The organism is Chondromyces crocatus, assembly GCF_001189295.1.
Taxonomy (GTDB): Bacteria; Myxococcota_A; Polyangia; order Polyangiales; family Polyangiaceae; genus Chondromyces; species Chondromyces crocatus.
This window is the reverse complement of sequence record NZ_CP012159.1, coordinates 2,914,500-2,939,749: the sequence shown is the minus strand read 5'-3', so window position 1 is coordinate 2,939,749 and position 25,250 is coordinate 2,914,500. Positions and strand designations below refer to the sequence as shown.

At 69.2% G+C, this 25,250-nt stretch carries 15 protein-coding genes; 8 read left to right on the top strand and 7 right to left on the bottom strand.

The genetic code is table 11. The features are described from left to right. Window positions 1–291 precede the first annotated feature (291 nt). The 3 genes from CMC5_RS10945 to CMC5_RS10935 all read left to right on the top strand — a co-directional run bounded on the left by CMC5_RS10945 (window position 292) and on the right by CMC5_RS10935 (window position 3,165). Window positions 292–900: a response regulator gene (locus CMC5_RS10945; protein ID WP_044245019.1), complete on the top strand. Its 609-nt coding sequence runs from the start codon at window positions 292–294 to the stop codon at window positions 898–900. Between the two features lie 222 nt (window positions 901–1,122). Then, complete coding sequence (locus CMC5_RS44230) at window positions 1,123–2,325, top strand: chorismate-binding protein (protein WP_218920251.1); 1,203 nt, start codon at window positions 1,123–1,125, stop codon at window positions 2,323–2,325. A 39-nt stretch (window positions 2,326–2,364) separates the two neighbouring features. Next, entirely contained in the window at window positions 2,365–3,165 is an 801-nt protein-coding gene (locus tag CMC5_RS10935; protein ID WP_050430351.1) for a crotonase/enoyl-CoA hydratase family protein, read from the top strand. A gap of 41 nt (window positions 3,166–3,206) precedes the next feature. Here the strand turns inward: CMC5_RS10935 and CMC5_RS10930 are convergent, their stop codons facing one another. Beyond that, window positions 3,207–4,157 carry a DnaJ C-terminal domain-containing protein gene (locus tag CMC5_RS10930; RefSeq protein ID WP_050430350.1) on the bottom strand — a complete coding sequence of 317 codons (951 nt, stop codon included), beginning with the start codon at window positions 4,155–4,157 and terminating at the stop codon, window positions 3,207–3,209. Between the two features lie 127 nt (window positions 4,158–4,284). Continuing rightward, entirely contained in the window at window positions 4,285–5,835 is a 1,551-nt protein-coding gene (cysS, locus tag CMC5_RS10925; protein WP_050435841.1) for a cysteine--tRNA ligase, read from the bottom strand. A gap of 79 nt (window positions 5,836–5,914) precedes the next feature. On the opposite strand from cysS, the gene CMC5_RS10920 reads away from it, so the two are divergent. From CMC5_RS10920 to CMC5_RS10905, 4 genes are all read left to right on the top strand, one after another. Beyond that, entirely contained in the window at window positions 5,915–6,682 is a 768-nt protein-coding gene (locus CMC5_RS10920) for a rhomboid family intramembrane serine protease (RefSeq protein WP_050430349.1), read from the top strand. Window positions 6,683–6,997: 315 nt separating this feature from the next. Then, entirely contained in the window at window positions 6,998–7,324 is a 327-nt protein-coding gene (locus tag CMC5_RS47410) for a hypothetical protein (RefSeq protein ID WP_245678396.1), read from the top strand. A 55-nt stretch (window positions 7,325–7,379) separates the two neighbouring features. Then, the gene (locus CMC5_RS10910) at window positions 7,380–8,159 is read left to right on the top strand and encodes an MlaE family ABC transporter permease (RefSeq protein ID WP_245678395.1); all 780 of its coding nucleotides are present in this window, start codon (window positions 7,380–7,382) and stop codon (window positions 8,157–8,159) included. Between the two features lie 11 nt (window positions 8,160–8,170). Beyond that, window positions 8,171–8,611, top strand: coding sequence for a hypothetical protein (locus tag CMC5_RS10905; RefSeq protein ID WP_050430347.1), 441 nt, complete (start codon window positions 8,171–8,173; stop codon window positions 8,609–8,611). A 15-nt stretch (window positions 8,612–8,626) separates the two neighbouring features. Here the strand turns inward: CMC5_RS10905 and CMC5_RS10900 are convergent, their stop codons facing one another. The 5 genes from CMC5_RS10900 to CMC5_RS10880 all read right to left on the bottom strand — a co-directional run bounded on the left by CMC5_RS10900 (window position 8,627) and on the right by CMC5_RS10880 (window position 20,503). Further along, window positions 8,627–9,037, bottom strand: a complete 411-nt coding sequence (locus CMC5_RS10900) for a YkgJ family cysteine cluster protein (protein WP_050430346.1) — start codon at window positions 9,035–9,037, stop codon at window positions 8,627–8,629. Window positions 9,038–9,042: 5 nt separating this feature from the next. Next, entirely contained in the window at window positions 9,043–14,463 is a 5,421-nt protein-coding gene (locus tag CMC5_RS10895) for a tetratricopeptide repeat protein (RefSeq protein ID WP_050430345.1), read from the bottom strand. Beyond that, window positions 14,460–19,181: a hypothetical protein gene (locus CMC5_RS10890; protein ID WP_156338440.1), complete on the bottom strand. Its 4,722-nt coding sequence runs from the start codon at window positions 19,179–19,181 to the stop codon at window positions 14,460–14,462. The genes CMC5_RS10895 and CMC5_RS10890 overlap by 4 nt, the downstream gene beginning before the upstream one ends. A 342-nt stretch (window positions 19,182–19,523) precedes the next feature. Further along, complete coding sequence (locus CMC5_RS10885) at window positions 19,524–19,820, bottom strand: polyhydroxyalkanoic acid system family protein (RefSeq protein ID WP_050430343.1); 297 nt, start codon at window positions 19,818–19,820, stop codon at window positions 19,524–19,526. 122 nt (window positions 19,821–19,942) lie between these two features. Beyond that, entirely contained in the window at window positions 19,943–20,503 is a 561-nt protein-coding gene (locus CMC5_RS10880) for a peptidylprolyl isomerase (RefSeq protein ID WP_169796508.1), read from the bottom strand. Window positions 20,504–20,783: 280 nt separating this feature from the next. On the opposite strand from CMC5_RS10880, the gene CMC5_RS10875 reads away from it, so the two are divergent. After that, entirely contained in the window at window positions 20,784–25,214 is a 4,431-nt protein-coding gene (locus CMC5_RS10875) for a tetratricopeptide repeat protein (protein ID WP_050430341.1), read from the top strand. The last annotated feature ends 36 nt before the right edge of the window (window positions 25,215–25,250 follow it).

Sequence of the window (25,250 nt, the reverse complement as noted above, 5' to 3'; positions counted from 1 at the left end):
CACCAAGCTGGCACGCGAGCGCGCCCAGGACGGGGTACGAGCAGGAAGAAAGCGTTCGGAAGAACAAAAACTCTGAGGTCCTAGTTGCCTGGTGCGTGTTAAAGTGTCACTGGAATCTGGACCGAAGGCGGGGCGACGTGCTCTGCCGGGTGTCAGAATCCAGTCAGGCCTGGTCGGGTTCGACCGACCGGGCTTCGGCAAGAGAAGTGAGACCTCGCCTGCATGGCGTCGCTCTCACGACCCCCTGGGGGGGAGCGGCCCGCTGGCCGCGGAGAGGGATAGGAGGAACTGGTGGCAATCGAGCTTCCCGCTGTACGCATTCTGATCGTCGATGATGACCGAGCCATCTGCGACTACATGCAGACGCTGCTCGAGCGAGACGGCTACCAGGTAAAGACGCTAGCCGATCCGACAACGGTGGAAGAGGAGGTGAGGGCTGGTGGCTACCATCTGATCATCCTCGATCTGATGATGCCGAAGCTTGATGGCATCGAAGTCCTGAAGCGGATCCGCAAGGTCGACAGCGACATCGCCGTGGTGATCTTCACCGGCTTCCCGAACCTCGAGAGCGCCGTGGCCTCGATGAAGCTCGATGCCGTCGACTACATCAAGAAGCCGTTCAACGTGGACGAGTTCCGCGAGGTGCTCGCGCGGGTCATGCGCAAGAAGGGTCTCGCGCGCACCCCGGAGGAGCAACTTCACCGCGTGATCGGCGACACGATCCGCAACCTCCGCAAGGACAAGGATCTGACCCTCAAGCAGATGGCGCGGCGGACGGGTCTGAGCGTCTCTCTCCTCTCCCAGATCGAGAGAGCAGAGTCGTCGGCGTCCATCTCGTCGCTTTACAAAATCGCCGTCGCGCTCGAATCGCGGATCCAGGACCTCTTCGGTCACTACTGAGCCGAGCCGGGCCACTCCGGCTCTGCGTCTCCCCCCAGAGGGGGGTATTGCGTCTCCACGCACGGCTCCATCGACAGCGTCGGAAGCATCGCCCGCCGATGACGCGGCACGCGCACCTCTTCGCCGACGCAGATGATGCATGTACGCTCGCCGGACATGAGTTCGGTCGTCGTTCGTGTCTTTCCCGCTGATCACGTCACACCTGTCCGCGCCTATGCGTCGATGAGGACTCTCGCGCCGGAGCGTCCGACGTTCCTCTTCGAGTGGGGAGAGGGCCGTTATGCCGCCGTCGGGTACCGACCTCGGAGCGAGACCCTCTTCCCGAACGGGAAGGACGCGCTGGCGGCGCTCCGACAGGAAATGGTCGAGCTCACGAAGAGCGCCACGCTGGACGAAGCGCTCCTGGACGGCGATACGAACGGGACGCGGCGCCTCGCGGCCATGCTCAATCAGGGCCTGGTGGGTTTCATCGCCTACGAGGCGTTGCAGCTGGCGCTCGGCTTCGATCCTTGGGGTCAGATGGCGCTCCTCAGCCGGTTCATCAAAGCACCGACCGTGGCACTCTTCGATCACCACGAACAGACGATGACCATCGCGGGGGCCTCGGAGGGGATGGTCAGACGCTGTGCGTGGGAGCTCGCACAGGCCCCGGACCTCTCTCCACTCGAGATCCCCGATCCGGAAGCGCTTCCCGAAGCGCTCCAACCCATGCCATCCGATGAGGTCTTCGCTGCAAAGAGCGCCGCAGCACGCACGCGACTCGCGGCTGGCGAGGCAAAACAGCTCACGCTGGCCCGCTCGTTCAAGGCCGCTCCGAGAGGAGCGAACGTGTTCGATGCCTACCGTGCGCTGCGAGTCCTCTCCCCCAGGTCCAACCTCTTCTTCCTGGACTTCGTGGAGACGCCCATTGCACCTGGCATGACGCTTTTCGGAGCCTCGGACGAGAGTTTCGAGACGCTGCCGGACGCGGATGCCGACGCTGCCACGGCCATCGACGAAATCGGGAACGTGCTCCTCGCCGGTGCTCCGGTCGGTGACCCCACCAAAGCGGCGGCGCGGCTCGCACGCATGTTCGAAGCCGGGCCACGCATGCTCTACGGCGGAGCCGCTGGATACCTGCTGCCAGGCGGGGAGGTCAACCTGGCCCTCGGACGCGCGTCAGCGGTCCTGCTCCATGGAGAGCTGACCGTCACGGCAGCAGCGCCGGTCAGCTCCGACGGCAGCGCTCACTACGAAGTACTACGTCAGGCGCGCCCACTGCTTGCGGCCATCCGCGCGGCTCAAGAGTCGCTCCACGCGCGCGAGGAAGAAGCCAAGCGGAAGGCCGAGGCGGCGGCCAAGCGGGAAGCCGAGGCGGCTGCCAAAGCCGAAGCCGCTGCCAAAGAGGCTGCAGAAACAGACGCGGGCGAAGCATCCTCCTCGTGAGGCTTGCAGCGGCGGGGTGCTCTGCGCAGCATCCCTCCCATGCCCTTCTGCCGGATCGAGGTCATTGACCACGTCGCCATCGTCACCCTCGAACACGCGACCATGCCGCCCGCGTTCTTTGCGGAACTCACGTCGACGATGCAGGAAGTCTCCGAGCATCCCGATGTGAGAGCGGTGCTCCTGAAATCACAGGCCAAAGCCTTCAGCTATGGCCTCGATCTCCCCGCCGCGTTCAACGAGCTGGGCCCCCACCTCACCAGCGGCGGCACCGCTGGGCCCAGGATGCAGCTGCTGGCCCTGATCCGGAAGCTGCAAGGCGCGTTCAATGCCGTCTCCGCGTGTCCCGTACCTGTCGTCGCAGCGATCCATGGCTGGTGCATCGGCGGCGGTCTCGACCTCGCCGCGGCCTGTGACATCCGGCTGTGCACCGCAGACGCGCGCTTCTCCCTCCGCGAGACGAAGATCGCCATGGTCGCCGACCTCGGTAGCTTGCAACGGCTTCCGCCCATCATCGGTCAGGGTCACACACGCGAGCTGGCCTTCACCGGGAAGGACGTCCCCGCCACGCGAGCCCGGGAGATCGGACTCGTGAACGACGTCTTCTCCGACGTCGAAGCGCTGCTCGCAGGGGCACGAGCGCTCTGCAGTGAGATCGCAGCCAATCCGCCTCTCGCTGTGCGAGGCGTGAAGCAGGTCCTGGGCTACGGAGAGGGCAAGACCGTCGCCGAAGGGCTGGAGTACGTGGCCGCGTGGAACTCGGCCTTCCTGGCTTCAGAAGACCTGGGTGAGGCCCTCTCGTCGTTCATGGAGAAGCGCCCCCCCAGGTACAGCGGGCGGTAGGTAAGCACGCGCCGAGCTTCGTCCCGTTCGCTCAGCACAGCTCAGAAGCGCAGATCGCTCCGTGGATCACGCATGTGCTTCTCGAGCAGCTCGACCGCTTTCTCGACTTCGGGATCATCGTTCGTGGGGACGTGCACCAGGAATCGCACGTAGAGATCCCCGGCATCCTTGCCCTTGCGAGCGACGCCTTTGCCTCGGAGCCGCATCACCTGCCCCGTCTGCGTGCGGGGCGGGACCTTCAGCACCACCTCGCCGTCGGGTGTGGGGATACGGATCTTCTCTCCTCGGTACGCCTCACCCACGGTGATGGGCACATCGAGATGCAAATCATCGCCTTCGCGTCGGAAGAAGGGATGCGGCGTGACGTGGATGTGAAGGATCAGATCGCCCGCAGGACCTCCGCCTGGCCCAGGGCTCCCCTGTCCACGGATGCGCAGCCTGCTCCCCTCGTGCGCTCCCGGAGGAATGCGCACGGTCGCCGGTTCACCCTCTCCGGGCCGCTGCACCGTGATCGTGGTCCCACGGATCGCCGAGTTGAAATCCACGGTGAGATGATGCTCGACGTCACTCCCGCGTCCCCGCGCGGGCTGCCCGCGGCGAGCGCCGCCTCGACCGAACAGGTCGCCGAACAGGTCGCCCACGCCGCCTGAACCGCCGAAACCGCCGCCGCCGAAGATCTCCTGCACGTCGAAGCCAGGCGCCCCTCCACCGCCCGCCCCCCGCGCGCCCGCGTAACGCCGGAAAGCACGAGCACGCTCGGGATCGAACCCCTGCGAGAGGCTCTCCTCACCGAACTCGTCGTAGAGCGCGCGCTTCTGCTTGTCGCTCAGGACCTCGTAGGCCTGGTTGATCTCCTTGAACTTCTGCTCGTTGGCCTTCCCCGGGCTCTTGTCCGGGTGGTACTTCATCGCCAGCTTACGGAAAGCCTTCTTGATCGTCTCTTCATCCCCGTCACGAGGGACTCCGAGCACAGCATAGAGGTCACGGGCCATTGGGAACTTGTCCAGACAGCGGTGCGGCCAGAGCGAGCCCGTCTATCCGGGCACCCGACAACCTAAATCTCCGTCTTCGTCCCGTCTACCTGCCGTCGTCAACCGCAGCCGCAAACGCGGCCTCTGGTCAGGACACAGTCACCCGCCAGGTGCTGCCGGTGGGGGTATCGGCGATCTCGATCCCCAGCGCGTCGAGTTCTCCCCGGAGACGGTCACTCCGGGCGAAGTCTTTCGCTTGACGGGCAGCTGCTCGCTCCGCCACGCGCGCATCGACCGCTTCGGGCGCGAGCCCCAGGAGACCCAGGCGACGTGCCTGCGTGCGGGCGTGGTACGCTCCGGGCGGGGTCTGCAGCAGACCCAGCGCCTCCAGCGTCCCTCGAAAAGCGAGCAGCAGACGACGAGCGAGCGAAGGCGCCAGCTGCTGGACCGCCTGATCCTTTCGACGCCTCTGGACCAGGTCGACGAGCTCGTTGGCCGCCTTGGCGATGTCGGCGAGCACCGAGAGGGCGACCGGGGTGTTCAGGTCCTCATCGAGGCTCGCTTCGACGCGCTCCCGCGCCTCCGCCGCCAGGGTAGCGACTGCCGCCAGGCCCCGGGGCAACGTCCCGGGGAGGTCCACCCCCTCTGCACCTGCCCCGAGCGCTTCCAGCCGCTCCAGGGTGCCGTACAGGTAGTCGACGCGACGCTCTGCCTCCACGACGCCAGGAAAGACGACCCTGCCGTTCTCACGCTTCGTGGTGTCGAAGGCGATCGGTCCCCGGTAATGGACGCTCAGGAGGAAGTAGCGCAAGGCCTCTGGATCGTTCCGCTCGTACACATCGCGAAGCGTGACGAAATTGCCGAGTGACTTCGCCATCTTCTCCTTGTCGACGTTGACGAAGCCGTTGTGGATCCAGATGGACGCGAAGGGGACATCGGCCGGGCAGGCAGCTTCACTCTGAGCGATCTCGTTCTCGTGGTGAGGAAAGATGAGATCCATCCCGCCTGCATGCACATCGAAGCCAGCGCCGAGGTACCGGCACGCCATGGCGGAGCACTCGATGTGCCACCCGGGCCGTCCCTTCCCCCATGGGCTGTCCCAGCCCCAGGCGCCTTCGTCGACGACGCCCTTCCACAAGGCGAAGTCCAGGGGATCGCGCTTCTGTTCGACCACCTCGACGCGCGCCCCCGCGCACAGCTCTTCGATGTTGCGCTTGGACAGCTTCCCGTAACCCGCGAAGCTCCGGACGGCGTAATAGACGTCCCGCGCGCCGTTCGGCAGCTCGATCACGTAAGCGGCGCCGACATCGCACAGGCGCTCGATCAGCGCGATGATCTCCGGGATGTGCTCCGAGACGCGTGGCTCGACATCGGGCCTCAGGCAACCCAGCGCGGCCATGTCTTCCTGGTAGAGGGCGGCCATGCGCGCCGACAGCGCCAGAGGCGGCTCGCCCTTCTCCGACGCCCGAGCCAGGATCTTGTCGTCGACGTCTGTGACGTTACGGACGTAGGTCACCTGGAGCCCGCGGCTCCTGAGATGGCGTACGAGCACATCGGGGGCGAGCGCGGCCCGCCCATGGCCCACGTGAGCGACATCGTACGTGGTGGGCCCGCAACAGTAGATGTGCACCTCACCAGGCTGGCGCGGGACCAGCGGGGTGAGCTTTTGCGTCATGCTGTCGTGCAGGCGGAGGCGCAACTCGGACATCGCGAACCGGGTCTAACAGGCAGCCCAGGCGGTGTCACGCAGCCCCAGCCGTGCTTAAGTTGGGTCCGCGATGCTCCCGGTCCGTGACCACCTCCCGTCCCGTCGCACGCCGGTGGTCACCTACGCGCTGATCGCGCTCAACATTCTCACCTTCGTCTGGATGCGCGCGCTCATCACCGCCGGCTACCCACCTCAGCGCCTGCTGACGGAGTACGGCCTGGTCCCGCTGCGGCTGCTCCAGACGCCGCTCGACGCGAGCTGGACGGTCCTCACCAGCATGTTCATGCACGACCCGTCGGGGTGGCTCCACCTCGGCGGCAACATGCTCTTCCTGTGGATCTTCGGCGACAACGTGGAGGATGCGCTCGGCAGAGGGCGATACCTCGCGTTCTATTTGCTCGCCGGGCTCGGTGCGGCGGCGGCACAGTTCTTCATCGATCCTGCCTCGCACATCCCCATGGTGGGAGCCTCTGGAGCGATCTCCGGCGTCCTCGCAGCGTATGGTTCGCTCTACCCCCGCGCGCCCGTGACGGTGTTCTTCGGCCTGTTCTTCGAGCTGCCGGCCTGGATCGTCATCCTCGAATATTTCGCCGCCAACTTGTTCAACGCGCTCGGCGCGATCGGTCTCCGCGGCGGCGGGGTGGCGTTCTTCGCTCACCTGGGAGGGTTCGTCGCGGGGCTGTTCCTCATCCGTGGCTTCATGATCGGCCGGAGCCGACGAAAATCACCTGACTGGCCAAAGAAGCGTTCTTCCTCACGCCGCCCACCACCAAACGGATGGGGCCGGATGCCTCCATCTGGCTCCCGTCCGCCTGCGCGTCGGTGGCCTTTTCCTTGAGTGGCACCCCTTGCCTCCCGTGCTCACCTCTCCCATGTCAGCTTCCCACCAGCACTGAAGTGGCGTCTCGACCATCACCCAGAGCGGTCTGGCGTGCTAGCGTCGGCCCCGCTGCTGATGCGATGTATGGCCTTCCTTCGCCCCCTGTCAGCCCTGCTCCTCATGACCTCCGCCCTCGTCGCGTGCGGCGGTCCATCCTTCGACGGCACCGTCTACCGAGGCACGGATGTCGCGTTCAGGATCCCACGCGCCCCCTCCGGATGGCAGCAAGTCGAGGTGTCTCACTCGACCATCGTGTTCCGGGATGACAGGAACATGGCGACCATCGCCATCAACGGCCGCTGCCGCGGCGAGGATGACGTTCCCCTCACCGCACTGACGCAGCACCTTTTCCTGCAATTCACGGAGCGAGACATCCTGTCGCAGGAAGTCGTCCCCATGGATGGCCGCGAAGCCATGCACACCGTGCTCCAGGCAAAACTGGACGGTGTTCCGAAGAAGTTCGACGTCTGGGTCTTGAAGAAGGACGGCTGCGTCTACGACCTGCTGCTGGTCGCGCACCCCGCCCACTTCGAGCGCAGCCTCGACGCATTCGGGCACCTGGTGCGCGGATTCTCAACCCTCTCCACCCATGACAGCTGATCGCCCGAGTCAGACGGGGCACTCCCCGAGCCTGGCCCCTCCGCCGCCTCCTCCCATGACGTCCCGCGTCTGGGAGACGTTCACCCATTTCCTGGAGCATCTGGGACAGCTGGGCGACATGACCTGGGGCGCCATCCGCGCGACGTTCCGGAGGCCCCTCGAGATCTCGTCGACCATCTACCAGATGGAGTCGCTCGGCACGCGCTCGCTCGGGATCGCTTCGGTCACCGCGCTCTTCGTCGGGATGGTCATGGCGGTGCAGTTCGCGTTCGGCCTGCAGAAGTTCGGCGGGATGGAGTACACGGGGCGCGTCATCGGTCTCTCCTTCTCACGCGAGCTGGCGCCCACGTTGACGGCGATCGTGGTCGGCGGCCGCATCGGAGCAGGCATCGCGGCCGAGGTCGGCTCCATGGCCGTCACCGAGCAGATCGATGCCATCCGTGCTCTGGGCGCGGACCCGCTGAAGAAGCTGGTGCTGCCACGCCTCCTCGCGTGTCTGGTGATCATGCCGGTGCTGGGCGCTTTCGCGCTGGTGCTCGGCTTCATGGGAGCGATGTTCGTTTGCTCGACGGAGTTCGGCATCCCCGCCGGGTTCTTCCTCGCGACGGCGCTCGAGTCCGTGACGTTCGGCGACTTCTTCAGCGGCATCCTGAAGACGCCGTTCTTCGGGGCGATCATCGCGCTGGTCGGCTGTCATTTCGGGCTGATCACCCGAGGGGGCACCGAGGGCGTCGGTCTCGCGACGACCCGGGCCGTCGTCGCGACCTCCATCGCCATCCTGATCTCGGACCTCTTCCTCACCAAGCTGTTCATCCTCTTCTTCCCCCAGAAGTAGGGGCTCCCGAGATGTGCTGGGCGAGCAGGCGACGCGGTCTCACCATCAGCCTGCTCCTCGTCGCGAGCTGTCAGGATCTCGCGCGCAGCGACGCCAACGAAGCGCCGGCTGCCCTTCCCCCGGGGAGCGCGGTCGGCGAACCACCACAGCCCCAACCCGCCACGTCCACGGGAGGCACGGCGCGTGCTGCTCGACGACCTGCGCGCAGGCACTATTTCGCCAGAGAGGGCACGAGCTGCGTGCTCTACACGGCCGAGGACGGCACCCGCTCGGCGGTCACCGAGACCCCATGCCCCGACGAGAGCACCCTCGCCAGAGGCGAACGTATTCGCCTTGCTGGCAAGATCTGCTTCCGTGAGTCACCCGAACACCGAGCACGGGAGGTCCCCGTCGTGTGCCCGAGCGTCCTCACGGCGCTGGACAAGCCCCCCCCGTCCGACGCAGGCCCTTAGCGCGCCTCTCGGCTCTCAGGCTTCGCGCTTGGGCTTGAGAAACCGCAGCTGAATGAGGGGGAGCACGGTGTCATCCTCCTGCGTCTCCCGCTCGAACTGCAGGATGTCGTAGTACCCGCAGCGTGAGCGCCCCGGGTACTCGCGACAGATCTGCGGTCGTGCGTGGTAGATCGAGCACCCGCGCGTCTCGAGGTTGAGGAATTTGCACGTCTGTCCGAGCAGCGTGTCCTTCTGCCGGCGCAGAATCCGCTCGTCACCGTTGCGCTTGGTGAACCGGCGCTCTGCCTCTTCGATGGTCAGCTCGAAGTGGCGCGCCAGGCGATTGATGTCGCGCTGATTCACCACCACGCGCTCGTAGATCGAGCAGCAGAAGGCCGGACATTTGGTGCAGTCGTAATGAATGCGAGGCTTCGTGGTCGTCGTCATCGATACTAGCTGCTCAGACCCAGACGATCCCGCGCGTCTGCAAAGGAATCGCTCACCGAGAATACGATCAGGTCACGCGCCTCGGCATTGCGCCCGATCCAGGTGATGCGCTCCTTGCCCTCCGCGGGCGGAGCGTTCGTATGTCCCCCGGACCAGGCGATGGCGGTGAATGCCACATTCAGGTCACCGCTGGCCAGGAGTGCCGCACGATTTCCCCAGCTGTTGATCGCCGTGTTCAACGTGGAGGCGCGGTTGCCGATCGAACCCACGATATCGGCGGCGAGCACGGCCAGCTGAGGATCGGCATCCGCTCCCATCGCCCGGGTCACCTTGCTGTACCACTCGGTGAGCCTGCTGGCGTCCACGCCCTGCGGCGTCCAGCTCGGGTTGAGGGCCTTCAGGAAGGCCGCGAACATGGGCCAGAGGTCGATGGGTGCCGTCCTGGAGAACGCCGAGCCGCGCGTCTGCAAGATCTTCAGGGCCCGGTGGATGAGGAAGGTCCGGACGTCCTCGCGCGGCGATGCGACCAGCGCCTGACCGAGCACGATGACCGGCGGCTCCGACGACGCCGGGATGCACACGGAGCCCAGCGCCGGCGTCACGTAGACCTGGAGACCCGAGAGCCCATAGGCATCGCCGAGCGCCTGTGCCGTCTCCACCAGCTCCGCGTGCTGGGAGGGAAGCGGGACCGCGCGGATCGAGTCGAGATCGAAAGGAACGGCTCGATCCAGAAGCGGCGAGGACCGTGCGAGCAGCTCGCGGAAAGCCGGCGTCATGACCTCGGGCGCGATCAGCTCGTCCAAAGAGGTATCCACGGCGGCCAGCCCGGCCCCTTCCATGCCCCCGGTCACCTGCCCCTCGAGCGCACTCACCGTGGCCCTGGCGACCTTCGCGGCGCCTCCACGGCCCCGCAGCTCGGCCACCGTCGCGACCGTCGAGAACAGGTAGGGCTCGAAGCGGCCCGTGTTGAGCGCACGACGAGCATCCGCCAGCGCACGATCGAGGAGAACGTTCGCTGCTGCTCCCTGATCGTTCCGCAAGTAGAAGCGCGCCAACGCTCCGATCGCGTGCTCGTCCTTCGGCCACGCCTTGCGCGCGCCGAGCAGTGTCGTCTCGGCCTTCTTCGTGTCGCCGGCGGCCTCGTAGATCTCGGCGAGTTCCGCCGTGCGCTGGCACTTCTCCTCCGGCGTCGCCGCAGCCTCGATGAGGATGTTCTGCTGCTCGATCGCCCGCGCGCTGTCTCCAGAGCGCTTGTACAGCGCGACCAACCGCTCGCGCGCGCTCGCGTCGGTGGGAGAGCGCTTCAGGATTTCCTGGTAGGCGAGCTCCGCGCGCTCCTGGTTGGGCAGGTGCTCGTCGTACAGCTCACCCAGTCGCAGATAGATGGCGATCTGCTTGGTCTGATCCGGGATCAACCGAGCCAGCCGGATCCAGGCCTGCTCTGCCCCGCTCCAGTCCCCTTCGCTCGCGCTGACGTCGGCGAAGGCGCTGAGCGCTTCCACGTGATCCGGGTTGGCCTCCAGGGCAGCCGCGAGGGCTCCCTTGGCCGCGGCCGCGTCGCCCACATCGGCCAGCGCCCGCCCGCGGAGCACTTCCATCTCCACGCGCTCTGCAGGATCGGTGACTGCTTCGAGTCGACGCTCCAGCAAGGCTGCGAGCTCTGCTCTCGCCCCTTCGGCGATGTAGATGGTCTGAAGCCGCTGGAAGACATCGCTGTAGGAAGGATCGATGGCGGCCACCGCCTCGAACACCTGCCGGGCGCGCCCCGTATCCTTGACTTCATCCAGCCAGAGCACAGCAGCCCGATACAAGGCGTGGGCCCGCAGCTCCGTCGTGACGGACACCTCCGCGGCGGCCTCCAGGGCAGCAGCGGCGCTCGCCATGTCCCCACCTCGCTCGAGCGCACTCGCCAGTTCGAGGTGCGCATACAGGTAGCCCGGGACCACCGTGATGGCATGCTGGAAGAACGCGACCGTGTCCTCGACCGATCCAGCGATGGAGGCCTCTTTGGCCGTCCGCACGGACAGCGCCGCCGCCTCGGAAGGCCTGTCGGTCCGCTCGATGAGCTGACGATCCGCCTCAATCGCCAGCCTGTGGTCCTCTTTGACGCGCGCGTGCGCAGCCATCTGTCGAAGCGCCCAGACGCCTCGAGGCTGGTTTCGGTAGGCCAGCTCGACGGGCTCTAGCGTCTCCTCCCAAGGCAACGCCCGGAGCCGCAACCGAGCGGACACCATGGCGTGCGCGATCGCCTCCGAGCCGCCCACGGGCGCCTCTGGGCTGCCCTCGAGAGCCCGTGCGACGGCGATCAGGGTGGGCTCGAGTTCGTCGTCCAGCCCCTCCGAGATCAGCGCTGCCGCCCGCCGACGCAGCGTCGGCAGGTGATCGGGGGCCTCCGCGAGGACCGAGGCGAACCAGCCGCTGCGACCGATCTCGTCCAGCTCGGCGAGGCGCTCGTAGAGCTCCCGCCGCTCAACGGCATCGGTCGCCTCCTTCGCGCGTGTGATCAGCTGCTCGATGAGCTCCCCAGCGCCGTGGCCAGCGCGCCCTGCGCGGTTCAACGCGATTGGCGCGAGCTGCTCCTCGCCAGCCGCGATGGCCTGCTTTGCGCACTCCGCGGCGCGCTCCATGTCCCCCGCCCGCTCGTACTCCAGCGTCGCCTCCAGCGCGAGGCGAGCCGCCTCCGCCCCCTTGGCTTCGGCAGCACGCTCCGCGCGCCAGGCAGCGCGATCGGGGGGCGGCTCCGGCGCGAGCCGTTCGAACAGATCCCGCAGCCCGCTGTCCTGCGGGCGCACGGCCAGCGCTTGCTCGAGGAGCGCCGAGGCCGTCGAGGGCTCTGACTCCGCCACGAGCAGCGCTTCTCTCACGATGTCGTGTGCACGCTCGAGCGGGTCGCCCGCCGCCTCACGGCGCAGCCGAAGCCACTCGATCAGCGCGTCACGGTCGACGCGCGTCCGCGCACTCCGCTCCCCGATGTACATCGACATCGGCTGCTTCGGATCGGCCTCCGCAGCACGCTGGAGCAGCCGCTCTGCCTCCTCTGGCTCGGCGCCTCCATCGAGCAGCCGGATCGCGGCCTCGGTCAGCAGCGCCGCCGCTCTCGGGCCCGGCTCCAGAGACCCGGCGTGCTCCACCAGGATCTGCGCTGCCTCCACGCCCGTCTCCACCGCGGCGCGGGCACGGGCGGCACCTTCGTGCTGCGGCTCGGCCGCACGCGCGCGGTCCAGCGCGGCGCGGGCACGCTCCGGCTCTCCAGCGATCTGATCGAGCAACGCAGCGGCGAGCGCGGCGTCTCGATCCCCCTCGCTCTCTCGCTGCGCCACGACGGCTTGAGCCACGCTGTCGGCCCTGCGGGCTTCCAGATCGACTTCCAGGGTGAGGGCCCGAGAGATCGAATTCTCTGCTGCGAGATCCGCGTAGGCCCCGACGGCCTGCGCGAACACCTCGTTCGCATCGAGGCTCCCTTCCGCCCCCACCGCGTCCCGCGCCAGCGCCCGGCCGAGGCTCGCCCCGACCCGCGCACGGAGCAACCCGGCGGAATGCACCGCGCTGCTCGTTGCGCCAGCACCAGGCTCGCTGAGGGCGGCGCTCGCCGCCGCGCCGAGGACCACGTGCTCGGGCTCCTCCAGGAGCCCCGAGATCCACGGGTCTACCTCGTCACGGGTTCCCCCGGTGAGCGCAGCAAGCGCGACCCGCGCCGCCCCCGAGAAGGCCTCTCCCTCACCCGAGGTCGCCGCGCGCGCGGCCGCCGCGTCTCCGAGCTCGATGGCCCGCGCCGCCAGCGCGCGACGCGCCAGATCGCCGTGTGTCCCGTCGACGACGCCCCGCAGCGCGTCCGCCGAAGCCGCTCGCGTCGCTTTGCGCGGCGCCGCCAGGGAGGCCAGCAGCCATCCCGCCCCCTGAGCGAGCGACGTCCCACCGAGCGACTCGAACGACGCGATCGCGCCAGCCAGGTCCCCCGTCTCGAGCGAAGCACGCGCGCGAAGCAGCGCCTCGTACCCGGTCTCGGGGCGCGCGCGCCCACGCAGCGTCCCACCACGGTGGGCAGCCACCTGCGTGTAGGCAGCGGCGAGCGGCGCGAGCTCGGGCGCGTCCGGCACCCTGAATTTGTTCAAGGCAGGGGGCGCCGAGGGATCGCCCTCCGAAGCCAGCGCTTCGCAGAAACGCTGCACGTGTCCCCGCGGATCCTGCGAGTTCGCACGGAGCCCCAGCTCCAGACGCTTCTGCGCCATCTCGGTGTCGCCCACCACCAGGCGCGAGAGTTCCGCGCCGAGCATCGCATTGTGGCAGCGGGCAGCAGGTGTCGGCAGCGCGCGCGTCTCGGCGTCGAGCGCCTCGATCACCGTCGCGTGATCACCCTCCCGCATGAGCAACCCACGCACCAGCCGGTGTGCGGTGATCGAGCCAGGCGCGAGCTCCCTCGCCTCGGTCGCGATCTGCCGCGCGAGCCCCTCCTCGCCAGCCATCGCATACATCTCGGCGACCGGCAGCAACGCGCGCGCACGCGCCGCCTTGTCGTCGAGTGCCTCGGCCTCTGCGCGGAGCCACTCCGCACGCGCAGCCCAGGCGTCTCGCTGCTGCGACTGCACCAGCACGGCGCTGGCGTCTTGCTCGTTGTCGAACGCGGCCGACGGCGGCGGGATCGACGGGAGAAGCGCGGGAAGCGCCTCCACCTCGGGCGACGCCGCGTCGGGATCGAGCTGGAAGAGTGCGTCGTCCTCGCTCACGGCGACGACGGCGCTGCTGTCCTCGAAGGCGATCCCTGCGCTCGCCACGAGGGGCTCGCTCACGCGCTCCACGACCGGCGGCGAGAGGTCCTCTTCCGGCAGCTCCTCAGCCGCAGCTTCCTCCTCGAAGGAGGGAGGCGCGAGATCGATCGACCCCTCGGCGTCACCACCATCGGGCACCGGCGTCTGTCGGTCCCCAGCCTCCAGCGGCAACCCTTCCGGCTCGGGCTCCTCGAGCGACAGCAGATCCTCCGCGGGCTCCTCCATGGGAGGAGGCGGCGGCACCTGCAACCGCGGCGGCCGAGGAGGCGGAGGCATCCGTGCACCACCCCGCAAGACCGGCGCTGACGTCACCACACCGTCATCGGGCTCCGGCTCGATCACGGCAGGCTCGTCGAACAGCATGTCGAGCAGCGCATCACCTCCTTCGGAGGGCTGATGCTCGGGAATGCGTGGAGCCGGCTCACGCGAGAAGAGCTGCTTCAGACCGCCGATGCTCGGCCGCCCCTCGGCGTCTTCCCGGATCGAGTGGATCAGCTCTTCCGGGATCTTCGCCAGGAGAGTGGCCTCTTCGACGTCGGACTCCGACACGGCAGGACCGTACATCGGCGGAGGCGGCACGGTAGCCTTCTCGCCCGTACCCTCCTGCTGCGCGTCCTCGTCGCCCCCGTCCTGAAACCTCGAGTGCGAATCGTTGCTCACCGGACCCCCATCCCGAGCTTCTTCCGGAGCTCGAGGTAGCTGGGCGAAAGGACAAATGCGAGCAGGCGACGTGCCCGCTCGCTCTCGCGGATCACCCCGTCGAGCTGGTCGCGGGGAGTATTCAGGACATCGGACAGCACCAGCGAGGCATCCCCCGCAGCGATCACGGACATGCGATCGATGCTCCTCCTCGCGGCCGCCGCCCACTTCCGCGCATCCTGGTTGCTGGCCTGGATGCGCTGGCAGACATCGGGGATCGCCTTGCGGATCTTCCGCGACATCTCGCGATGAATCGACCGAGAGACCTCACCATACACGGCGTAGGGCGGAGCCGGAACGCTCACGCCTGCCTCGTTGCAGGCAGCAATCACCAGCGAGGCGACCGTGTTGTCGTCGCGGGTGCGCAGCGAGGTGATCCCACGTCGCAGCGCGAAAGCCTCGCGCGCCACCGCCGAGCGCGCCGCCGCGTCGAGTGGTGCGCTGATGCTGCTCCCCACCACGATCGCCGGCTGCTCTCCGGACACGCCCGTCACCGCGTGCGGGTTCGGGCCCCCCACGTACAGATCGAAGTCCCCCTCGAACCCGAGTGCCCCGACCCACTCGGCCACGGCGACCCGGAGCGGATGCCCACCTCGGGGATCGATGCGGTCCTTCTTCGTGACGCCGAGGGACACCAGTGAAGGCCCGAGCGCCATGCTGATGGTCTCCGACATCAGCGCGAACAGCTCCGCGATGGGACCCGTATCCTGGGCATCGGCGATCTCCGACATCGCCTGGGCGTCGAGCGCAATCTGCGGTCGCGACGCCACCCGCGAGTCGATCCGCTTCAGCTCGGCGGACACATCCTTGTCGTCTCGTCCGAGCGCCACCAGCGCGCCCAGCGTCGCCTGCCGGAGGGCCGCGTCCTGGCCAGCCCCGGCGATCTTCGCGAGCAGCTCGACCCGATTCGCGTCGCACGGGTCGGCGGCGAGCGCCTGGATCAACGTCGACTTGGCCCGCGCCAGCATCTTCGTCCGGAAGCCCTGATCGAAGCTCGTCGTCAGCACCAGATCCACGGCCTCGCCGTCATCGGGGGACTCGTCGAGCAGCTTCTCGACCGATCGCTGCGCGCGCTTCGGATCGCGGATCTTGTCGCGGTAGATGGCCATCGCCAGCCTCGCCGCTTCGATGCGCCCCTCGCGCGTGTCGCGCTCGACCATCAACTCTTCGAGCAGCCGGACCGCATCCTCCCAGGAGCCCACCCGCGCCGCGACACGCACCAGGCGCTCCCGCACCGGCCGCGTCGAGAGCCCCGCCTTGTGCAGCTCCACCAGCACCTCCAGCGCCCGCTTGTGCTCCTCGTTCTTCTCGAACAGGTCCACCGCGGTGACACCGGACATCAGCCGCTGATCGCCGGGCGCCTTCTGCACCCGCGACAGCTCGGCGTAGAAGGAGGCCGCCTGACCGAGGTCACCGCGCGCCTTCGCAATGTCCGCCGACAGCGCCAGCGCGCCGATGTGATCGGGCTCGAGCATCGTCACGTTCTCGAGCGCGGCCAGCGCCTCGTCCAGGTTGCCCTTCTTCCGGAGCACGCGAGCGCGCTCCCAGAACAGCTTCCCGATCTCCAGATCGTCGTCCGCCACCCCGAGCCGGCGCTCGATGATGTCGAGCAGCCGATCGTCCTCGTTGCGGGCACGCACCCGGCGGAACAGCTTGTCGAACGCGATCGAGCGACGCGGATCGCGATCGAAGGCACGCGCGAAGGCGATCTCGGCGTCGTCGTGGGCGCTCGTCTTCTCCAGCAGGATCGTGCCCGCTTGCTCCCAGAACCGACCACCCCGTGCGTCGTCCTTGCAGTGCGCGCCGAGCTGAGCGCTCGCCAGTGCCGTCCCCACCGCGTCACCGAGGATCTCCGACGCCGTGCGCACACCTTCCCAGGCGGCGACGTCTTCGGGCCGGTGCTCGACGACGGTCTTGAACGACGTCAGCGCCCGGTCGTGCTCTCCTGCGGCGAGATCGGACCACGCCGCAAGGGCGATCCCATCGAGCTGCGCCTCGACCCCCAGCGCATCCGACAGCCCCAGCAGGGCCGCGGCCCGGCGCCGCGGATCGCTTCCAGGCAGCGCGAGCTCCAGGTTCACGAGCTGTGCAGGTGCCGAGTTCCCCCGGACGAACGGCTGCGGCTCGTGCGGCTGATCGATCATGGCGACCACCGCAGCAGACGCCTCCATCGCGGCGCGTGCCTCCCCCTGGAAGTGCTCCGCTGCGGCTCGGCGAGCCGCGATCTCCGCCTCACGGTCCTCTGCGCCGAGCGCTGCGCCAAGCCACTCCAGAGCCGCGTACAGCTTCGGATCCGCGTCGACCCACGCCGCCGCGCGCTCCACGGCGAGCGCCCGATCCTGGTCCACGGCCACCGTCAGCCGGAACCGCTCGGCACGCGCGATCGCCGCCGCGCTGTCTCCACACGCCTCCAGCTGATCGAGGGCACGGTCCACGAGATCCCGCCGCTCCGTCGCCGGTGGCCACAAGACCCGCCCCAGCGCCGCCGCCACCGCAAGATCGCCCGTCCCCTCCGCTTCGACGGTTTCCAGCGCAGCGAGTGCATCATCAGCCTCGCCGCCGCCGCTGACCTCCAGCCCGAACCGCTCCAGCGCGATCGCCGTCGCGTCTTCGCCGGCCTCGGCCGCGACCTCCAGTGCCCGCCGTCGCCCATCCAGCGTGTCCGGCTCGTCACCGCGCAGGGCCCAGGAGAGCAGCGCAGCGCCGGCACGCGGCGCCTTGCCCCGCGCGGCCTCCAGCTCCTCGATCGCGCGCTTCCGCTCCCCGCCACGCCACAGCAGGATCCCCGCTTCGATGTGCAGCGCCGCCGACAGATCCTCGTCGTCGGTCGCCGCGGCGCAGGCCGCCAGCGTCGCCGCGGCCTCGGCGGTGCGCCCCTGCCGGCGCTCCAGCTCCGCCAGGAATACCGCCACCACCTCGTCCTCGGCCGAGGCCTCGAACAACGAACGAAGCCGCTCGCACGCCCGATCCAGATCCCCACGGCGCGCGCTCCGCAGCGCGGAGACGAGCCACAGACCTCGCGCGGCCTCCTCGCTCTCCACCTGCGCCAGCGCCTCGATGGGCTCCGGCGCGCGCTTCACCGCCGAGGCTTCGCCTTCCGGCGCGGCGCGCACCAGCTCCACACCGTAAGCCGTGAGCACCCGACCCAGCCAGGCGCTGGGCCCGAGGATCTCTTCTCCCTCGGCGCCTGCCGACGCGAGCTTCTTGAACGCCTCGACCGCGCCGTCCGCATCACCGCTCGCGAGCCGGCTTTGCCCGATCTCGAACCACAGGCTCGCGTCTTCCCCGGCCTCCGGTCCCGCCGAAAGCAGGTCGCGCGTCGCCTCGTCGTACCACGCCGTGTCGCCGCGCAGGGCCGCGAGCGAACGCGCGATGCGCGCCAGCGTGCCCCGCTCCAGCCCGGCCTCACCAGCGCGCGCCAGCGCGGCGCGGGCGGCCGCCGTATCGCCAGCACGCACCGACCACACATACGCGGCGGTCGTCAGCGTGCGCCCTCGCGCCTCACCGCTCTCGAACGTCGCGGCCATCGCCTCCAGCGACTGCGCGAGCGCCGCCGGATCTTGCCCATCACCGAGCAGATCGATCTCCAGCGCACGCGCCGGGATGCACTGCGGATCGGCCGTCAGCGCACTGCGCAGGGCGGCGAACGCGCCATCGCGATCCCCCCCGACGGCGGCCGCCTCGGCCACCCGCATCCACAGCGACGCCGCGCCGGGGCCATCGATGCCACGCTCCAGCTCACGCTTCGCGAGCTCTGCGGCCTGCTCCGCCTCTCCGGACGCCTCGAGCGCCGCCAGCCGCAGCCTGGCGATGAGCGGCGATTCCGGCAGCCGCTCTGCCGCCCGCTCGATCAGCGAGGCGTAGCTTCCACCCGTACGCCGCAAAATCTCCGCCGAGCGCAGCCAGGCATCCGCTGCGTACTCGGGCCGACGCATGTAGCGGGGCACGCCAATCGCATCACCGCTCGTCTCGTCGTCCAGCGCCTCGGCGATGAGCTCTGCCTGCCCCTCCAGCGCGCGCGCCAGCACCTCGAGGTTGTCCTCACGGCGCGCGACCGCTTCGAGCGCGAGCTGCGTCTGGAACCGCGCCCTCCCCTCCAGCGCCGCGGCCGCGTCGAGCAGCTCGTAGGCCCGCTCCGCGCTCCCGTTCGCTGCGGAGAGGTCGGCGAGCTCGATGAACAGCAGCGCCTTCCACGTCGCGTCGGTCGCGAGCTCCGCGCGCGCCTCGATCGCGCGCATCCGGTTCGCGACGTCGCCCTCCTTGGCGGCGATCAGCTCCAGCTCCAGCCAGGCCGTGGCGTCCTCGGGGTTCGCCAGCACCGCCTCTTCGAGCGCTTCCTTCGCCGCCGGCAGGCTCTTCTCGTGATCCTGCAGATAGGCCGCACGCTCCCAGAAGGCCCGCGTCTTCTCCTCCGGCGTCCCTGCCGCACGCGTCAGCGCATCGAGCAGCTTGCCCAGGTTCTTGATCGACTTCCGCCGCGTGAGGATCCGGACGAGCGCCTCCAGCGGCTCGCGGAACTGCGGATCGGCGTTGAACGCCGCCAGATAGTCCCTCGCCGCAGCCGGCTCCTCGCTCTGCGCTTCCTCGAGCGCCCCCAGCTCGTGCAGCAGCAAAGCCTGCAGTTGTCTGTCCTGCTGCTCGGCCTGCTCCGCGCGGAGGTGCGCTATCAGGGCCGTCATGCTCTCTACCTGACCCTGAGGTGCCTGAACCGTCATCTCGCTCGACACGCCTCCGTACGGGACCCGTGGTGCGCGCCGTATGGCGCGGGCGGAGAGTATCGAACCGGAGCGCGTCGAGTAAAGCGCAGGCTGATTTTCGAGCGGGGCATGTCGGGGAGCGCGGGGCACATGAGGGCCGCGCGCGCTCGGTGGTCCGAGCAACGGACGACGACACCTCTCCTGCGCTCCGCGTCAGGACGGCGCACCTCTGGCCAGGACGGGTGCAGACGTGGTGAGGGCCCCCTCCGGTCCGCGTGACGAAGCAGCGGATGTCGGAGGCGGTCGGGACAGCGAGGCCCGGAGCTAGGACTTGACGATGAGTTTGTCGAGCCTCTCGTTGACCTTCGACTCGACCATGCCCTTCATGGGCCGCAGCAGGAACGGCAGGTCGATCTCCACCCGGATCTCCGAGGCGCTGAGCGTCACCTTGCCCTTGGCGCCCTTCGCGGCACCTTCGGGTGCTTCGAACTCGATGTTCTCGCCGGCCCATTTCCAGCGAATCCCGAGCTTCTCTTCCATGCCCCGGATCAGCTGCTCGGCGCGCGCCTTCGCGTCGTCCTTGCTCAACGTGTGCTGCCGGCGGATGTCGATCGTCGCCATGCGGACCTCACTCCTGTCTTGTCGCGGCTCGGTTGCTGGGTGAGCTGACCACACGCCGCGAGCGTGGCCATGGCGCGAGATGGCCGCGTGATTGCGGCCGCGAGCGCCCGGGTGCTCCCTCTTTAGTCGATCCTGCGGATGATCCAATACCCGCGCGGCGTATCGACGGGCCCGCTCACGCCTCCCTTCGGGAGACTGAACAGCTCGTATTCCGGTGCCGGCTCCAGGATCCCGCGGGGCATCAAGCCCAGGTCTTCCGTGGAACCCTTGTCACCCTTGGCCACGGTCGCCTTGAAGTCCTGCTTGGCCTCCGCCGCCAGCGTCCGGGCCAGTTCGAGGGCGGCCTCCCGGGACCGGGTGGTGGGCAGCGCGCCCTGTGCGCCCCGGTACTGCACCAGGATCACCCCGAAGCGCACCCGCTTGGGCGCATCCGAGGGCAGCGCCGGCGCCGTCTCCCCGGACAGCAGCAGCGTCCCGGCGTCTGACCCGATCTCTCCCCCGGGCGTCGTGGGCTGCTCACCACTTCCGCCACCAGACCCGCCAGCGCCGCCATCGTCGTCGACCCCGGCGTCGCTCACCACAGGTGCGCCGGCATCCGGCTGCCCGAGGAGTTCCTCCTGGACCTTCGGGCGAGCACTGTAGACCAAGAGCCCCACGGCTCCGGCCAACAGGAGCGCGAACACGAGCGCCATCCACCGCTGCCGCTGCATAGGCGGCAGCGCGTTAGCACAGTTCCGGGACGACGGGCGAGGTCCTAGCGACCCATGTCGACCCCACCCCTTCCGATCTTCCGCGTTTCAGCGGCGTACGACGGCCACTTTTGCCATCCAGACACCGACCACGCGCCGCTCGGTTCGGCTCATCCGCAGGGACCTCGCTTACCATCCTCTGGTCGGAAACGATCTCTCCCGCCCTAACCCCTGCTAGTAAGGAGAGCGGGTTCAGCGCCCAACTTGAAACATCATGGTCGTTAAGGTCGAGTGCGACGGGTGCCAATCCCCGTACCAGGTGGACGAGCGGCGCATCCCCCCCGCGGGGCTCAAGATGCGCTGCCCCAAGTGCGGCAAGAGCCTCCTTGTGAAGAAGCCGGGCGCCAGCGCCGCGCCACAACCAGCTCCGCCGGCAGGCGACGAGGCGGACCTGCCCGCCGTCGCCCCGAAACGTCCGGCAGCGCCCCGCCCTGGAGCGGCAGCACCGCCGGCTCGAGGTGCGGAGTTCTCGCAAGCCCAGGCTCCCCTTCCTCCGAAGGCAGCGCCGCCGCGCCGTGGCTTCGGAGAAATCGATCTCCAGGTCGACCTCCCCGCTCCCGACGACGCGAGCGGTTTCGAGGCCGACTTCGGTGAAGACGACCTGCCCATCGTTCGAGGCTCAGCCCCCCGAGCCGCCCCTGCGGCCCCCAAGGCACCTCCCCCTGCGCCACCCCGAGCGAACGCGCGCACGGTTCGCGCGAGCCCTGCGGCGCACCGCGCCGACGACGAGCGCGGGGGTGCTCCCCCCATCCTGACGGGGGAACCAGGTCCCAGCGACAGCGCCGACCTCCCCTCACCCGCCCGGCCCCGCGCGCCGGCCCCGCCTCCTGCGCCCGCTCCGATGGCGCATCCGGAGCCGGCCCCCGCGGCACCAGGGCGTGGACGCCGCACCGTCTCCTTCGGCCAGCTCGACGCCATCGATCTCCCCGAAGCCCCGGCCCCGGCCCAGCCCACGGGCCGCGGACGCACCATGGCCTTCGGCGACGCCGATCTCGGCATGGATGAGACCGACTTCGGCTCCGTGATGAGCGACCCCGAGCCGGCGCCCATCGAACCCCCCTCGCGCCGCGGCCGCACCGTCGCCTTCGGTCCCTCCGACCTCGACGAAGCTCCCTCTCCACCGCACCGGCCTCTCCCGCCCCCTCGAGGCCGCACCGCCTCCTTCGGGCACCTCGATCTCGCCGACGGCCTCTCGGCCCCGCGCCCCGCGGAGACAGCCTCCCCGGGCCGCAGCCGCACCATGGCCTTCGGAGATCTCGACGAAGGCTTCGTCGAAGCGAACACCGACGACACGGGCGAGCTCGATCTCCCCTCGTCACGCCAGGGCAACGCCACCCTCTCCCACGGCTTCGGCGAACTCGACCTGCCGCTCGATCCCGAAGAAGAACTCGCCCTGCCCTCACCTGCCCGCGACCACGGACTCCCGAGCGTCGCCGCCAGCCTGCCCTCACGCGCCAGCGGCGCCGGGCTCCCCGTCCCGGCCAGCGGCGTCGGCCTCCCGAGCAGCGGCGCTGGCCGCGGCGCTGGCCTCCCGGTCCCCGCTTCACCCGGGCTCCCGGATCGGCTGGACCCGAGAAGCCCACGCGCACCGCTCGGCAGCTCCCCTGGCCCCATCTCGGGTGTCCCCTCCTCCGGCAGCGCTGGCGCCGGCGTCGTGGTCGGCGCCGAGCTGTTCGACGAAGCGCCTCCCGGATACGACGACTCGCGCGTCGGCTCGGCCTTCCAGACGTCCGGCCCCCGGCCCCTGCCCCCCAACGCCCCTGCGCCTCCGGCCCCCCCGTCCAACCCGCGCGCCTCCGCCCCGGAGATCCTGGGCGGCGCCCCCTCGCCACGCGCCTCGCACCCCTCGCACCCCTCGCACCCCTCGCATCCCCGGCAGTCGAGCCCCGAGCCCGTGCCGTCCGCGCAGCCCGCGAAGCTCGGCCGATCGGCCCCCACCGAACTCGAAGCCGATCTCGGCGAGGAACTCGCCCTCGAAGAGGCCCCCTCCCGCTTCTCGCAGACGGGCATCAACCCGGGCGCCGCCTACGACCCCTCCGATCGCTCCTCCAACTTCCAGGACTTCGGGGACGACGGCTCCATCGAGCTGGGCGAGCCGCACCCCAGCGTCGGCGACGAGGTCGATCTCACCGGCGCCGGCGAGGAAGCGGATCTCACCGGAGACTCTCCGCTCACCGAGCGCAAGAGCTCGGTGACCACGCAGGAGCCCACCAAACGACCCAAGATCCGCCGCTACCTCATCGCGACCCTCGCGGTCGTCAGCGTGGCCGGAGGCTCCCTCTCGCTCGCCCCCGACATCGGCCCCTTCGGCATCAACTTCATCAGCGATCGCCTCAACGCCTCACGCCACGGAGAGGCCCTCGACGAGCTACGCACCCGCGCCCGCAGCGAGCTGGGCCTCGACACCGTCGCCTCGGTGAACAAGCTCCTCGCCGACACCAAATCGGCGCAGCGCGGCGTCCCCCGTCACCGCCCCACGGCAGCCTACGCGGCGTACATCGCCTTCACCCGTGGTCAGCGCTTCGGCCGCCGCTCCGTGGAGGAGGCCTACGGCAAGGAGATGCTCGATCACGCCCGCTCACGCCCATCTGATCTCACCACCCTGGCCGAGGCTGCCCAGGATCTGCTCGCGGGACAGCTCCCGAAGGCGCGCCTCTCTGCGCAAGCCCTCCAGAGCCGCCTCCCCGAGGACATCGACGTCGCCGTGCTCACGGGCGAGATCGAACTCGCCGCGGCCGACGCCCCCAGGGCCGTCGAGGCCTGGAAACGCGCCACCCAGCTCCACAAGAGCGCGCGCACCCTCCATGGCCTCGCCCGCGCCCAGCGTGCCGCGGGCGACACCGCCTCCGCCGAGGCCAGCGCCAGGTCCGCGTTCGAAATCTCCCCGGCCCACGTCGGCAGCCGCCTCCTCCTCGCCACCCTCCTCCGCGACAGCAACCGCGAGCAAGAGGCCCTCGATCTTCTGACCAAGATCACCGACGACCCCGAGATCCGCGGCGCCGCCGCCGACCCGGAGCTGGTCGACACCTACACCGAGATCGGCAACCTCCACCTCGCCCGATCCCGCATGACCGCAGCGGAGCAAGCCTTCGCCGCCGCCCTCAAAATCGACCCGCAGGCCGTCCGTGCCCTCATCGGCAATGGCGAGCTGTTCTTCCGCTCGGGCCGCTTCTCCGAGGCCCTCGCCCGCTTCGAGGCCGCCAGCCGCGCCGAGAACGACAACGTCCTCGCCAAGATCGGCGCCGCCAAGACCTGGCTCGCCCAGGAGCGCATGAAGGAGGCCAAGGACGCCCTCAAGCAGCTCCGCGAGAGCCGCCCCAACGACCCGCTCGTCAACTACTGGCTCGGTCGCGCCGAACTCGCCCTCGGCAACAAGAAGGAGGCCGAGCAGGCCTTCCTCGACGCCGTCAAGATCCCGGAGAACCGCCCCGAGATCGTCGACGCCTACGTCGCCCTCGCCTCCCTCCTCAGCGGCCTCGGTCGCAGCGAGGAGGCCGCGTCGAAGCTCGCCGAGGCCACCGACAAGTTCCCCGACCTCCCCGCCCTGCACCGCGCCAAGGGCGAGGTCGCCTTGCAGACCGGCCGCTACGAAGAAGCCCGCCGCGAACTCGAACTCGCCCTCAACAAGGAAGAGGACCTCGGCACCCGCTTCAAGCTCGGCGTCACCCTCCGGCGGCTCCGCGCCTTCGACGACGCCTCCAAGACCTTCGACCAGGTCGCCGCCGCCGACAAGGACTACCCCGGCCTCGCCCTCGAGCGCGGCCTCCTCTTCGAGGAGACCGGCCAGAGCGAGCGCGCCCTCGAGATGTACGCCGACGCCCTCCGCAAGGCGCCCGACGACATCGACCTCAAGCTTCGCGTCGGCTCGGCGCAGGTCATGGCCGGCTACCCCGACAAGGCCGAGGCCATCCTCCGCGAGGTCTTGAAGAGCCGCCCCAACTCCAGCGAAGCCAACCACTTCCTCGGCCGCGCCCTCCTCGGCCGAGGCCAGAACCTCGCCGAGGCCATGCGCTTCCTCGAGCGCGCCTCCGAGATCGACGGCAACCGAGCCGAGTACCAGCTCTACGTCGGCTGGGCGGCGAACGACGCAGGACAGCCCGGCCGCGCAACCCAGGCCCTGAAGCGCGCCCTCGAACTCGATCAAGAGCTGGCCGACGCCTACTGGCAGCGCGGCGTCCTCCTGCAGAAGCAAGGCGCCACCCTCGACGCCCTCAAGGAGCTGCAGATCGCCCTCGAAAAGCGCCCGTCCCGCTACGAGGCCTACGCGACCATGGCCCTCTGCTACCAGGACCAGAGCAACTGGCCCATGGCCGAAGAGTCCTGGCGCAAGGCCCTTGCCGGCAACGACAAGAACCCCGAGTGGCACTACCGCCTCGGCAAGATCTACGCGTCCCGCGGCAACCGCGCTGGCGCCGCGACCGAGATGGACCAGGCCGTCACCCTCACCGAGGCCTCCGAGAACTCCAAGCCGCCGTGGCTCTTCGACGCCCACTTCCTCCTCGCCGAGTCCATGCGCTCCAGCGGCAACAAGGAGAAAGCCATCCGCAGCTACCAGCGCTTCCTGGAACTCGCGCCACGCGACAACGCCTACCGCACCGACGCCCAGCAAGCCCTCACCGCCCTCGGCGCCCCGCGCACGCCCTGACCCTCCACCCCTGACGCAGGCCGACGTCTCCCCCGC

What these genes read in the sequence shown, in the direction of transcription:
- CMC5_RS10920 (WP_050430349.1), top strand. Translation starts at nt 5,915, where the DNA reads ATGCTCCCGGTCCGTGACCACCTCCCGTCCCGTCGCACGCCGGTGGTC.
- CMC5_RS10930 (WP_050430350.1), bottom strand. Translation starts at nt 4,157, where the DNA reads ATGGCCCGTGACCTCTATGCTGTGCTCGGAGTCCCTCGTGACGGGGAT.
- CMC5_RS10905 (WP_050430347.1), top strand. Translation starts at nt 8,171, where the DNA reads ATGTGCTGGGCGAGCAGGCGACGCGGTCTCACCATCAGCCTGCTCCTC.
- CMC5_RS47410 (WP_245678396.1), top strand. Translation starts at nt 6,998, where the DNA reads ATGGCGACCATCGCCATCAACGGCCGCTGCCGCGGCGAGGATGACGTT.
- CMC5_RS10885 (WP_050430343.1), bottom strand. Translation starts at nt 19,820, where the DNA reads ATGGCGACGATCGACATCCGCCGGCAGCACACGTTGAGCAAGGACGAC.
- CMC5_RS10910 (WP_245678395.1), top strand. Translation starts at nt 7,380, where the DNA reads ATGACGTCCCGCGTCTGGGAGACGTTCACCCATTTCCTGGAGCATCTG.
- CMC5_RS10875 (WP_050430341.1), top strand. Translation starts at nt 20,784, where the DNA reads ATGGTCGTTAAGGTCGAGTGCGACGGGTGCCAATCCCCGTACCAGGTG.
- CMC5_RS10935 (WP_050430351.1), top strand. Translation starts at nt 2,365, where the DNA reads ATGCCCTTCTGCCGGATCGAGGTCATTGACCACGTCGCCATCGTCACC.
- CMC5_RS10900 (WP_050430346.1), bottom strand. Translation starts at nt 9,037, where the DNA reads ATGACGACGACCACGAAGCCTCGCATTCATTACGACTGCACCAAATGT.
- CMC5_RS10890 (WP_156338440.1), bottom strand. Translation starts at nt 19,181, where the DNA reads ATGACGGCCCTGATAGCGCACCTCCGCGCGGAGCAGGCCGAGCAGCAG.
- CMC5_RS44230 (WP_218920251.1), top strand. Translation starts at nt 1,123, where the DNA reads ATGAGGACTCTCGCGCCGGAGCGTCCGACGTTCCTCTTCGAGTGGGGA.